Source organism: Methylobacillus methanolivorans (genome assembly GCF_054588515.1).
Genome location: NZ_BAAILT010000002.1, coordinates 1,286,107 through 1,298,887, shown reverse-complemented (window position 1 = coordinate 1,298,887; position 12,781 = coordinate 1,286,107). Strand labels below are relative to the sequence as shown.

Sequence of the window (12,781 nt, the reverse complement as noted above, 5' to 3'; positions counted from 1 at the left end):
CATGCCCCCATGACAACCCGGCAAATATAAAGCGTAAATATTTCATATTTGTGACAAATAGGCAAAATGTCTTGAGGTTATTCTGGTTTGAACACGCAAGCTGGCGAGGAGCACGATGCCAAGGATAAATAAACTATAGGAAACTGGTTCTGGAACGGCGCTGATCTGTGATGTAGAAATATTTGTTAGCGTGCTAGGGTCAGAGGTGCTACCTATCCAGTTCAGACGCTGGCGGGTGGTTTCGTCGGGGTTGGTAGGGGTATAGAGCATCATCGTGATATCTAGCCAGTCTTGATAGGCGGCTGGCTGGACATAGCAGGATTTATTGGTCTGGCAAATGGCAGACGCAATACCGCCTAGTATCACATCTTCAGCACCATGTGTGCCCAGGAATAACCCGCTGCCGCTATCCCCGCCTTGCACGATGGCATTGCCAGCAGGCGTGCTGTCAGTAATGATCCAATGCACATTGTAGCTGCCGATGTGTGCAATATTGTCGATTAGCGAGGTTTCTACATAGCGTCCATTGCCGTTTCCGCTGGCATTGGCTAGTGTCACAGTGCCGTAAGGCTCAACATTCTCAATATAGGTCAGGTTTAAGGCTGTGTAGCGGTCGGCAAGAATTGGCGTGGCTAGGTGTAGAAGTGCCAGATCGTTGCCTGGGAATTGATAGTTGGGAAGCACAAATTTCTTATCAATCAAGGCATCACCAAAGCCGGATGAAAATACTTTGCCCGTTGTGGCTGAGTGGCCTGCTGTCAGTACCCAGTTAGGTGCTACCAGTACCCCGTCCGTTCCTCCGATGATTTGGCCTACCATGCCAAAGTCCGTGGTAGGTGTGCTACCGACCAGTGCAAATGCTGGCTGGCTGAAGGCAAGGCTCGCAGCGGTGATGATGCAGGCAGGGTGAAACGAATGCATAGCGAACCTCGTTGGGTTTAAGAAGTACCTATTGTAGATAAAGCATGAGTGGAGAAATACACGAGTGTAGGTATGGGTATTCTGGAGGGCAAACAGCGGGTGGCAGGGCATTAATGTATAATTGCGACCTTTGAATTTAGTCAGTTCGGATATTGCATGGAAGCGGAACAACTCAATCTTATTGCCAACCGTCTGGATGACCTTGCCGAGCGTCACCAGGCCTTACGGGGGTATCTTTGACTTCGAAAGCAAACAGCAGCGCCTAGAGGAAGTATCCCAGTTATTGGAAGATCCCAATATATGGAATGACAACGAGCGCTCGCAGAAGCTGGGCAAGGAGCGCCGCGAGCTGGAATTTGTTGTCAAATCGTTGACTGATGTTGATAGCGGGGTGCGGGACAGTCGTGAACTGTTCGAGATGGCGCGTGAAGAAAACGATGACAGCACCTTGTTGAGCATTGATAGCGATACACAGGAGTTGGAAAAGGTTGTGGCGCAAATGGAGTTTCGCCGCATGTTTGCTCACCCGATGGACCCGAACAACTGCTTCCTGGATATTCAGGCTGGTTCTGGTGGTACCGAGGCGCAGGATTGGGCCTCCATGCTATTGCGCATGTATTTGCGCTATTGCGAGAACAAGGGCTTCAAGGTTGAGGTGCTGGAAGAGTCCGAAGGTGATGTTGCTGGTATCAAGAGCGCTTCGCTGAAAATCTCTGGTGACTATGCTTATGGCTTTCTGCGTACCGAAAGCGGAGTACATCGCCTAGTGCGTAAATCGCCTTTTGACTCGGGTAATCGTCGCCATACTTCGTTTGCTAGCGTATTCGTTTATCCTGAGGTGGATGATTCCATCGTGGTTGAAATCAATCCTGCTGATCTGCGCATCGATACTTATCGGGCATCAGGCGCGGGTGGTCAGCACATTAACAAAACCGATTCCGCAGTGCGGATTACCCACATCCCGACCAATACCGTGGTGCAGTGCCAGAATGACCGTTCGCAGCATCGCAACAAGGATGAGGCGATGAATATGTTGAAAGCGCAGTTGTACGCATTGGAGTTGCGCAAGCGCAACGAAGAAAAACAAGCGATGGAAGATGCCAAGACCGATATCGGTTGGGGCCACCAGATCCGCTCTTATGTGCTGGATCAATCGCGCATCAAGGATTTACGCACCAACGTCGAAGTTGGTAATACCCAGGGCGTCTTGGATGGCGACCTGGATCCATTTATTTCTGAAAGTTTGAAGCAGGGAGTGTAAGGGTGAGTGACGCACAAAATTCCAAGCCTGATACTGAGGTAGTGCAACAGGACGAGAACCATGTCATGGCCGAGCGGCGTGAGAAGCTCAAGGCGATTCGGGAAAAGGGTGTTGCTTTCCCCAATGACTTCAAGCCTGAGCATGCCGCACAAAGCCTGCATGATAGCTATGATGCCCTTGAGGGCGAAGATCTTGAAGCGCGCGCATTGAGCGTGGCGATTGCCGGACGCATGATGTTGAAGCGTGTGATGGGCAAGGCCAGCTTTGCTACTGTGCAGGATAAGAGCGGGCGCATTCAGGTATTTGTGACCAAGGAAAACGTTGGCGAAGAAACTTACGATGCTTTCAAGAAATGGGATCTGGGCGACATCATTGCGGCCAGAGGCACCTTGTTCAAGACCAAGACTGGCGAGTTGTCAGTTAAGGTGAGTGAGTTGCGACTGCTGACCAAATCCCTGCGACCTTTGCCGGAGAAATTCCATGGATTGGCAGACCAAGAGACCAAGTATCGCCAGCGGTATGTCGACCTGATTGTTTCGGATGACACTCGCAAGACCTTCATGGCGCGTAGCAAGATTGTCGCGGCTATACGCGCTTTTATGCTTGGCCACGAGTTCCTGGAGGTGGAAACGCCAATGTTGCATCCCATTCCTGGTGGGGCATCAGCCAAGCCGTTCATTACGCACCACAATGCGCTGGATATGCAGATGTATATGCGTATCGCCCCTGAGCTTTACCTCAAGCGCCTGATTGTGGGCGGGTTTGATCGTGTGTTTGAGATCAACCGAAATTTCCGCAACGAAGGTGTGAGCGTACGCCACAATCCAGAATTCACCATGATGGAGTTCTATGCCGCCTATACGGATTACCGTTGGCTGATGGATTTCACGGAGCAATGTATCCGGGCTGCTGCCATTGCTGCCTGTGGTTCGGCCGTGGTGCAGTATCAAGGCAGGGAGCTTGACCTTAGCAAGCCATTTGAGCGGCTGACGATTGTTGGGGCAATCCAGAAATATGCGCCGCAATATGCCTTAGAGCAGTTAAATGATGAAGCTTTTCTGCGGCAGGAGCTCAAAAAGTTTGGTGTTGAAGCCTTTGCCCATCTGGGCTTAGGAGCGTTGCAATTGGCTTTATTCGAGGAAACAGCAGAAAGCCAACTGTGGAACCCGACGTATATTATTGATTACCCAGTCGAAGTATCACCACTGGCACGTGCATCTGACACCAATCCAGCTATTACCGAGCGCTACGAGTTGTTTATCACAGGCCGTGAGATTGCCAATGGTTTCTCCGAATTAAATGATGCGGAGGATCAGGCTGCACGTTTCCAGGCTCAGGTAGCAGCCAAGGAAGCAGGCGATGATGAGGCCATGTATTACGATGCTGACTTCATCCGTGCACTGGAGTACGGCATGCCACCGACAGGTGGATGCGGTATCGGTATCGACCGCTTGGTGATGCTGTTGACGGATAGTCCAAGCATACGTGATGTCATCTTGTTCCCGCATATGCGACCAGAGCACTAAAAAAACTTTCAAGGCCGGTTATCCCGGCCTTTTTTCTTGTTGTTAACTGTTGCTTGTCAGCGACAAACACTTTGTTTGTAGGATGAGATGACGCTTTTGCTGGAAGTGGGCTGTGAGCTACTTATAGCGCTGTTTTCAGCCCAGACTTCATCCAGCAGGATGTAAGGGAGACATGAATACCGGCAAGATAGTGGTACTGACGTCGTACTTGGGCGACATTTTCACGGCTTATCTATTGTGAAATATGAATATTTTTTCATAACAAAATGATTTTAAAAGAAGATTAAGGTGTGGCATACACCTTGCTGACTCTTGTTGGTCTTGGCTCATTGTTGCAATGAGCCTGTCTGTCATATCAAACGAGAGGTTTCATCCATGTTAAACAAGCAAGGTCTATTCAATCGTACTCCCACTCCTCAAAACAGCTCTAGCGTCAATCCTGTTTCATCTTCACTGAACAGCAAACCAGAAACCACCCAAGTACCACATCATACTTCTCCGTTAAGTAGTCCAGTCGCTAGCAAGGTTGAGGTGCCAGCTAGCAGTGGCGTGCATGCGGATACGCAAACAGGTAGCCGACTGATTGTGGGGCCGGATGTTAAATTGAAAGGTGCCGAGATTCAGGATTGTGACATCTTGGTGGTGGAAGGGCGTGTGGAGGCTACTATGGATAGCCGGGTGATCCAGATTGCTGAGCATGGTGCCTTCTCTGGGAAAGTGGGCATTGATGTAGCCGAGGTGCATGGCAATTTTGAAGGTGAGTTGACGGCACGCAGCCAGTTGATCATTCATTCTACTGGCCGAGTAAGTGGAAAAATCCGTTATGGCAAGATACTGATTGAGGAAGGCGGCGAGTTGTCCGGTGATATTGCTTCTATTACTTCAGAAGAGGGTCATAGCAAGGTCAAACGCATTCAATCTGCATAGCAGTTGATGCCAATAAAAAAGCCCCTTGTGGGGCTTTTTTATTGGCTAGCTAAATATCTCCATCAAGTACCATTGGCCGCAGCGGCTTCCTTGGCGTGATACTTACTGATCAAACTATCCCATTCGATGGTGACATTTCCACCAGTCATCTGGTATTGCTTTTGCCAGCCGCTCAGCAATTCGATGCAGGCATGGTCAATATATTCCAGGTCATCAAACTGCACGTGAACATCACGACCAGATTCCAGATTGTCCAGCACGGAAACTAGCTTTGGAATGCCCAACTGGGTTGCCGAGCCCTTGAGGTGCAAAGTGGTTTGCTTGCTACCAGCATTGTGTTCTGCCTTGATGGAGACGTGGGAGAACACATACAGGAGCTTGGCAATCGATAGCGCCAGACCAGTTACCACGCCAGCCAGCAGGTTGAAGCTGACGATAGTGACAATGGTGATGATATAAACCGCAAGCTCAGCCTTGCCATAGGAGAGGAGTTCCTTGGCTACTTTGGGATAAGCCAGCTTGTAACCGGTATATACCAACACGCCTGCAAGGGTGGCGACAGGGATGTATTCCAGCGTAAAGAGGAACACGCTGATAAATAGCAGCAACCACAAGCCATGCATGATGGTGGAGCGGCGGGTGGTGGCGCCTGCCTCTACGTTTGCGCTGGAGCGTACAATGACACCAGTCATAGGCAGAGCGCTCAGGAAACCGCAAATTGCATTACCAACACCTTGTGCCATCAGTTCGCGATCATATTTGGTGCGAACGCCCTGGTGCATCTGGTCAACAGCAGCACAAGAAAGCAACGACTCGGCACTGGCAATAAAAGCGAGTGAGATGACGGCGAGTAAGACCCCTGCAGTCATCGATGCTTCTACCGTGCTCATGGTAGGCGTAATAATCGTGCCCAGGATATTTTGCAGGTCAGTTGGGCCATCAAATAAATCAGTGAGGTATTTGATATCGAAACTGAACAGGTTGGCGATGATCACGGCTAGCACGACACCAATGAGTGCCCCTGGAATCAGTTTGAGTTTTGCTGGGGCAAAACGTGTCCAGAGTACAATCGAGATGATAGTGATCAGCCCAGTAATGGCTGCGTAGATATTACCGCCACCATGTAGTGAGAATATCTCGAACAAGCCATTGGGGATATCCATCAAGTTCTTGATGCCACTGGACAGCGGGTCGCGATCAAGCATGATGTGAAATTGTGAACCAATGATCAGGATACCAATACCACCCAGCATGCCGTGGATCACAGCAGGCGAGATAGCGCGGAACCAAACTCCTAACTTGAATATACCTGCTAGGATTTGTACTCCACCAGCAGCTAATACGATAACGCCATAAATAGCCAGGCCAAATTCGGCCACAATGTCGGCCACAATGACTACCAAGCCAGCCGCAGGGCCGCTGACGGTGAGAGGTGAGCCTGAAATAGAGCCAACGACCAAGCCACCGATAATGCCAGTGATAATGCCGGCGGTCGGGGGAAGGCCTGATGCAATCGCTATGCCCAGGCATAAGGGCACCGCCACCAGGAAAACAACAATGGACGCAAAGAAGTCTTTGCTGAAATTGCCGGATTGTGCCGGGGCGGTAGGGGTTTGAGTAGTCATACTAATTTATCCGTAAGATAGGGGCGGCCTAGATGCATCCTAGTTTTGTACGAGTGGATGATCAGCGCTGAATATCTGGTATTGCTTGGGGAATGTGACTTCAGCCGTTGCCAAATCATAGACACCACCTACGATCCCGATGTCTCCTTTGTTCAGCATCTCGCGCAGGATTTCACTGGAGTTCCAGATCGTATCAATCTGTGTCTTGACATTGATTTCACACACATGACCAACAAAAGCATCATTCGATGAAGAGCGGTTTTCCTTGGTTTGTGTTTCCGCCTCTACGGCAGGGAAGATCATCTTGGTGATTTCACCAATATGCCCACCGGAAAAACCATCGCATGCAGCCTTGACTGCACCGCAGTTGCTGTGACCCAGCACGACAATGAGCTTGCTGCCTAGATATTTGCAGGAGTATTCCAAGCTGCCGATCGCCTTGCGCGAAGCGATATTTCCAGCCAAGCGTACACTAAAGAGATCGCCCAGGCCTTGGTCAAAAATCAGTTCGGTGGATGTGCGCGAGTCACTGCAACTCAGGATGGCAGCAAAAGGATGTTGTTTATCCTTGGTGATATTCACGACGTTGAGTAGATCGCGATGTGCCGAAATGTTCTGGGTGAAGCGCTGATTACCTTCCAGCAGGATAGCCAATGCTTCTTGAGGTGACATTTTGTCACGGTCTTTTAATGGGTGTTTGTACATATTTTTACTTCCCCGGATAAGTTAAAAATAACCGTATTGAGCAATGAATAATGCGTAATTGGTTCTATAAAAGACATTTATGGATTTTTTTTGTTCCATATAAACATGATTATTATAGGTAAATTTTATTGTTTCTATAAAAAACTTATTGTAAAGAAATGTAAGTTTTTGAAAGTTTCATGGCAAATTATTCATCGCATCATGCAGTTAAATCATGACGCTGGCATGAAAAATAATCGAAAGGGACATGGTTTTCTAGTTCTTTTTTGATGCTGGTATGACCTTTCTGTCATAAAACTGTCATTTTCAGTACATCATTCAGTCACATTGCAACGACATACTGCACGCCATATTGCTGGTAGAGCTAGCTTCTATCAGTGATTGGCGGCTTTGCCGCACGAGTTGGTATCACTCCTGAGATACATCTTTCTAATAAAACAAGTGCGTAAATTGTAAAGTGATTGCGATGACAACAGGGAAAATGGCCCGTAAGGCTTTAATGACAGCAGTCATGCTGGCAACAACTTCTGCCACTGCAATGGCGGAGGCTCAAGTGCTGGAGTTATATGTAGACTCTACGACTAAACAGATTTTTTCCGAGCCTGGCCCTAACCGGGTAAAAATGGGCACCTTTAAATCGGTGGGGGACGCAACAGAAGCCAAGAGTGAAAATGCCGCTAGCATTGATTTGGTGGAAATGAAGCAAGAGCTTGAGCATAAACAGCGTGAGCTGGAAGAAAAGCTGGATAAGATTGCCATGGCCCCAGCGCCAAAGCCTACTAGTTCAGGCAAGAGCTGGGCCGATACGATGAAGGTGCGTGGCTATATGCAGCTTCGTAGCAACCCGATCATTGGTGGTGACAAAACGATGCCAGGTACAACGACCAGCATTTCTCATCAGGCTGATCGCTCTATTGGCGACAACACCAATTTTCTCATTCGCCGCATGCGTTTGATTTTCTTCGGGGATATCGGTGAACGTTTGTCTTATTATATTCAACCAGATTTTGCGAGTCGCGCTGGTAGTGGTTCAAGTGAGACTGGCAATATTGCGCAGTTACGTGATGCCTATGGTGACATCTATTTGACCAAAGATAGAGTGCATCGTCTGCGTGTTGGTCAATCCAAAATTCCTTATGGCTTTGAAAACCTGCAGTCTAGCCAAAACCGTATCGCACTGGATCGTGCTGACGCGATTAATAGCTGCTGTAAGGATGAGCGTGATTTAGGCGTGTTCTACTACTACACACCAAAAGAACAACAGGATATGTTCAAGTATCTCGTTGACAGTGGCCTGAAGGGTTCTGGCAACTACGGTATGTTCGCTTTTGGTGCGTATAACGGTACTGGTGCCAACCGCTCCGAGAATAACGATAATCTACATTTGGTATCGCGCTTCACTTATCCAGTCAAGTTCGAAAATGGTCAGATTTTTGAAGCAGGTATCCAGGCGATTTCTGGTACATTCAAGCCAAATACGAGCATTGCTAACATTGATAGAACATTTCCTTCCACAGATGGTTTTAAGGATCAGCGTGTTGGTGTACATGCCGTGTTGTACCCACAACCCTTTGGCTTGCAGGCTGAGTGGAACTGGGGACGTGGTCCTGAGTTGAATGATGCTCGTACACGTATTGAGGAAAAGTCGCTCAATGGTGGTTATGTTCAAGCCATGTATCGCATCAAGGATTTCTACGGTTACGGCGTAATGATTCCGTTCGTGAAGTGGCAATATTTTGATGGTGCACAAAAGTTTGAAACTAATGCTCCGCAGAATAAGGTTAATGATTGGGAGGCTGGTTTTGAGTGGCAGCCAGTCCCTGAGATTGAGTTTACGGCTTACTATTCCAAGCTAGATCGTAATAACTTATCTGCTTCACCTTACGCGAAATACAACACTGATATTCTGCGTTTCCAGTTGCAATACAACTTCTAAGCAGGTTCGATATATCTCTACAGCCCGCCTTGAGCGGGCTTTTTATTGAGAAAACGATTTTTAACCGCATTTGTAAGATTTTGCTACTACAATGCGTAGATTATGTATATATCCAGTCACCAGTCGGCTCAAAAAAGCAGGCCGATCCGATATTTGCTGATTTCCATCGCGATTGCCCTTGGATATTTCTTACTTGGGCATAGCACCTTGTTACTGGGTACTCCCGCCATATTTTCTACCTTTATCTGGCCTCCGGCGGGATTTGCGTTGGCCATTTTGATTCTTGGTGGTATGCGGGTGGTGCCTGGTTTGCTGCTTGGTGCGGTAGCAACACAATGGAGTGTGGAGGTCCCTCTTCCTTTTTTTGGAGCATTCTGTGTGGGGAGCGGCAATGTTGCGGGTGCTGTGATGGCCTACCTGCTCCTGAAGCGCTTTAATTTTGAACCTGCGATGACCCGTTTGCAGGATTTGCTGGCCATGGTTTTGGTGGGGGCAATATTCAGCCCCTTGCTCAGTGCGACTTTGGGTTGTCTAGTATTGAGTGCATTTGGCATAGTGCAGTCCGCATTTTTGTCTGTGACATGGTTGCAATGGTGGATGGGGGACGCATTGGGCATTATTCTCCTGACGCCTGCTATCCTGGCTTTTTTTCACTCGGAACCAATTCGCTGGAGCAGGGCAAAGATCGTGGAAGCCTTGGTGCTCAGTGGATTGCTACTGGGATTATGTTTCCTGGCATTCAATGAACTTTTGTCTGAGTCGGGCGAGTTGGAGGCCAAGGCATTTCTTGTCTTTCCGTTGGTGATATGGGCTGCATTGAGTTTTCACCAGCGAGGCGCGGCATTGGCGTCGTTGTTGATTGTCATCACGGCGTTGTGGGGTGGTGGTGGTTATCACGGCTATTTCAGTATGGAGCTTAGTAACGCTGAGCTGTTTAACTATTGGTTGTTTGCGCTTGTCACCGTGTCGATTGGTGTCGGTTTATCTGGTGTGCATGTGGGGCGTTTGCGAGCAGATGAACAATTGAAAAAGCAGCTCGGGCTTTACAACGCATTGAGTAATGCCCAGTCTGACGCAGGGGAAGGCGTAGTCGTCATTGAGGATGGCAAGATTGTCTATGCCAACGAGGCTTTATGGAAGATAGGCGGCTATGATGCGCGCGATATCCCCATGGGCTCTCATTTCCTTAGCTTGATACACCCAAGTGATCGTGAGCGTGTAGCGCGACATTACGAGCAGCGGGTGCGCGGTGAATTTACACCTAGCCGATATGAGGCACTTGGGATCAGTAAATCGGGTAAGCCGATACCGATTGAGGTGGCGGCGGCTAATTATCGCGATGATAGCGAGCGTGTCGTGGTACTTATCATTGATATTAGCAGCCGTAAACAGGCTGAGGAGGCTTTGCTGCATAGCCGTGCCGAATATCGTGAGCTGGTCGAGTCGGTCAAGGCTGTCGTCTGGCGTGCCACTCCAGAAGCGGCTTTTACCTTTGTGAGTCAGGAGGCTGAAAGTTTGTTGGGATATCCCCTCGAGGAGTGGGTGGCTAACCCCCGTTTCTGGGTAGAGAAAATTCACCCGGATGATAGGGCGTGGGTAGTAGATTTTTGTAGTTGGGAAACCCAGCAGCTTCAAGATCATGTGTTTGAGTACCGGATGCTGGCTGCGGATGGTCGGGTGGTCTGGCTACAGGATATTGTGCGGGTGATTCCTGATCGCAGTGGCAATAAGCCCCAGGAGTTGCTGGGCGTCATGTTGGATATTACGGCACGCAAGGCTGCCGAAGCGGGCCTCAACCTTTCCAAGCAGGTATTTGATAATACAAGCGAGGCGATCCTGATCACAGATAGGGAGCGCAATATCTTGGAGGTAAACCAGGCTTATCTGGGAATGACTGGTTATGCGCGCGAGGATTGCATTGGTACGCGCTTGTCTTTGCTTGATGACGTGGCCGAGGATAATCAAGCGATCGGTAGCTTGGTGCAGCAGCATGGCCAGTGGATGGGAGAGCTCATCGGGCGAAAAAAGAGCGGTGAGTATTATCCGGAGTGGGTGTCGATCAGTTCTGTATACGATGGCAACGGTATTTTACAGAACTATATCGTGGTATTGACTGATATCAGCCAGCGTAAGCAGTCCGAAGAGCGCCTGCAATTTCTTGCTACTCATGATGGCTTGACTGGGCTACCTAACCGGGCCTTGCTACAGGAGCGTATTGAGTTAGCCTTGTTGCGTGCTCAGCGCTACCAGCAGCGTATTGGTGTGCTGTTCATTGATCTTGACCGCTTCAAGATCATCAACGATACCCTGGGGCACCAAGCTGGAGACATGTTGTTGCAAGAGACAGCAAGCCGCCTCCGGGAGTGTTTACGTCAAACGGATACCATTGCGCGCCAGGGCGGGGATGAATTTGTCGTGCTGGTCGAGGATTTCACTGACCAACAATATTTGGTGACGGTGGCACGCAAGATCATGCATGCGCTGGCGCAGCCTTTTATCCTCATGCAGCAGGAGTTGTATATCAGTGCCAGTATCGGGATCAGTGCCTATCCTGAGGATGGCGTGGATATATTCTCATTATTGAAAAATGCAGATATGGCGATGTACCGTGCCAAGGATGATGGGAAGAATACTTTCCATTTTTACTCTGCCGAAAGCAATGCCAGCAGTGTTAGCCGACTCACCCTTGAAAACGGTCTGCGTCGTGCGCTAGAGCGTAATGAGTTCACTTTGTTGTATCAAGCAAAGCTGGATTTGACGGGGCAGTACATTATCGGGGCGGAGGCTTTAATTCGTTGGCAACATGCCGAGTTGGGTATGGTTTCACCACAGGAGTTTATTCCGATCGCGGAAGAAACTGGCTTGATTATCCAGATTGGTGAGTGGGTGTTGAAGCAGGCTTGCCGCGATGCTTATGCTTGGCAAGAGATTGCAGGCAGGCCGATCAGGGTTGGGGTCAATATTTCTGCGCGGCAATTCCGTGAAGATAGCCTGCATAAAGTGATTCTGGGTGCATTGGATGAAAGTGGGCTGACGCCAGATTGCCTGGAGCTGGAAATCACGGAAAGCATGATCATGCAGAATGCAGAGCGGGCCAGCCAGATGTTGCAGCATTTCCGTAACCTGGGTACCCATGTGCTGATCGATGATTTTGGTACGGGTTATTCATCATTGGGTTATCTCAAACACTTCCCGATTGACTCATTGAAGATTGATCGCTCTTTTGTCCGGGATATTCCCCAAGATGCAGATGATATGGCGATTACGCAGGCGATCATTGCCATGGCACATAGCCTGAAGGTCAAAGTCGTGGCCGAGGGCGTGGAAACCCAGGCGCAACTTGAATTCTTGCGCACAAAAGGCTGTGATCAGTTACAGGGTTATATTTTCAGCCGACCGCTGAGTGCAGAAGCTTTTCTTGGCATGCTGCGCTTTGACACAGCAAGGCGCGCAGGCCGTACCTATGCGCATGGCTTACAGTTTGCAGAGGAAACTGGCCTGGCGGAGGCCTGACCAAGCGTTGCCTGCTGATCGGCCTAGTGAGGAGGTTCCTTGGCGAGATTGAGCGAGTAGATCGGGATTTCCACTACAATGTCCTCATTGCCGACAATAACTTGGCATGAGAGGCGCGAGTTGGGCTTCAAGCCCCAAGCTTGGTCTAGCATGTCTTCTTCTATTTCTTCAGGTTCGGATAGCGAGCTGTAGCCCTTCTGAACATAGATATGGCAGGTGGTACAGGCGCAAACGCCACCACAGGCACTATCAATGTCGATATCCTGCTTGTGCAGGTTATGGCAGATCGACCTGTCGGGCTGCGCCTCGAATGTCTTGCCTTCGGGGCAGTATTCCGGATGCGGGAGAACAGTAATTTTTGCCATTG

General features: G+C 49.3%; 9 protein-coding genes. 5 read left to right on the top strand and 4 right to left on the bottom strand.

Annotated elements, in window-relative coordinates:
- Positions 1-42: 42 nt before the first annotated feature.
- On the bottom strand, positions 43-921 hold the full coding sequence (locus LG202_RS07415) for a trypsin-like serine protease (RefSeq protein WP_230347751.1): 879 nt from the start codon (positions 919-921) through the stop codon (positions 43-45).
- 156 nt (positions 922-1,077) lie between these two features.
- Between LG202_RS07415 and prfB the strand changes: the two genes are divergently transcribed.
- The 3 genes from prfB to LG202_RS07400 all read left to right on the top strand — a co-directional run bounded on the left by prfB (position 1,078) and on the right by LG202_RS07400 (position 4,635).
- Positions 1,078-2,182 (top strand): peptide chain release factor 2 gene (gene prfB / locus LG202_RS07410; protein ID WP_230347750.1). Its coding sequence is split into 2 segments (ribosomal slippage): positions 1,078-1,158 and positions 1,160-2,182, totalling 1,104 coding nucleotides; the frame shifts between segments, so codons are not numbered across the junction.
- Between the two features lie 65 nt (positions 2,183-2,247).
- Positions 2,248-3,708 (top strand): lysine--tRNA ligase, encoded by a 1,461-nt coding sequence (gene lysS, locus LG202_RS07405; protein ID WP_268867624.1) that lies wholly within the window; start codon positions 2,248-2,250, stop codon positions 3,706-3,708.
- Between the two features lie 375 nt (positions 3,709-4,083).
- Positions 4,084-4,635: a bactofilin family protein gene (locus tag LG202_RS07400; protein WP_230347748.1), complete on the top strand. Its 552-nt coding sequence runs from the start codon at positions 4,084-4,086 to the stop codon at positions 4,633-4,635.
- Positions 4,636-4,697: 62 nt separating this feature from the next.
- On the opposite strand, the gene LG202_RS07395 is transcribed toward LG202_RS07400, so the two are convergent.
- Both LG202_RS07395 and LG202_RS07390 read right to left on the bottom strand, forming a co-directional pair.
- Entirely contained in the window at positions 4,698-6,260 is a 1,563-nt protein-coding gene (locus LG202_RS07395; protein WP_230347747.1) for a SulP family inorganic anion transporter, read from the bottom strand.
- Between the two features lie 39 nt (positions 6,261-6,299).
- Positions 6,300-6,965, bottom strand: coding sequence for a carbonic anhydrase (locus tag LG202_RS07390; protein ID WP_230347746.1), 666 nt, complete (start codon positions 6,963-6,965; stop codon positions 6,300-6,302).
- Positions 6,966-7,476: 511 nt separating this feature from the next.
- Here LG202_RS07390 and LG202_RS07385 point away from each other — a divergent pair.
- Together LG202_RS07385 and LG202_RS07380 are read left to right on the top strand one after the other, a co-directional pair.
- Positions 7,477-8,901 carry a porin gene (locus tag LG202_RS07385; protein WP_230347745.1) on the top strand — a complete coding sequence of 475 codons (1,425 nt, stop codon included), beginning with the start codon at positions 7,477-7,479 and terminating at the stop codon, positions 8,899-8,901.
- Between the two features lie 153 nt (positions 8,902-9,054).
- Complete coding sequence (locus LG202_RS07380; protein WP_230347744.1) at positions 9,055-12,414, top strand: EAL domain-containing protein; 3,360 nt, start codon at positions 9,055-9,057, stop codon at positions 12,412-12,414.
- A gap of 23 nt (positions 12,415-12,437) precedes the next feature.
- Here LG202_RS07380 and fdx read toward each other — a convergent pair whose 3' ends face one another.
- Positions 12,438-12,779 carry an ISC system 2Fe-2S type ferredoxin gene (gene fdx / locus LG202_RS07375; protein ID WP_230347743.1) on the bottom strand — a complete coding sequence of 114 codons (342 nt, stop codon included), beginning with the start codon at positions 12,777-12,779 and terminating at the stop codon, positions 12,438-12,440.
- Between the last annotated feature and the right edge of the window lie 2 nt (positions 12,780-12,781).

What these genes read in the sequence shown, in the direction of transcription:
- LG202_RS07415 (WP_230347751.1), bottom strand. Translation starts at nt 921, where the DNA reads ATGCATTCGTTTCACCCTGCCTGCATCATCACCGCTGCGAGCCTTGCC.
- lysS (WP_268867624.1), top strand. Translation starts at nt 2,248, where the DNA reads ATGGCCGAGCGGCGTGAGAAGCTCAAGGCGATTCGGGAAAAGGGTGTT.
- LG202_RS07400 (WP_230347748.1), top strand. Translation starts at nt 4,084, where the DNA reads ATGTTAAACAAGCAAGGTCTATTCAATCGTACTCCCACTCCTCAAAAC.
- LG202_RS07395 (WP_230347747.1), bottom strand. Translation starts at nt 6,260, where the DNA reads ATGACTACTCAAACCCCTACCGCCCCGGCACAATCCGGCAATTTCAGC.
- LG202_RS07390 (WP_230347746.1), bottom strand. Translation starts at nt 6,965, where the DNA reads ATGTACAAACACCCATTAAAAGACCGTGACAAAATGTCACCTCAAGAA.
- LG202_RS07385 (WP_230347745.1), top strand. Translation starts at nt 7,477, where the DNA reads ATGCTGGCAACAACTTCTGCCACTGCAATGGCGGAGGCTCAAGTGCTG.
- fdx (WP_230347743.1), bottom strand. Translation starts at nt 12,779, where the DNA reads ATGGCAAAAATTACTGTTCTCCCGCATCCGGAATACTGCCCCGAAGGC.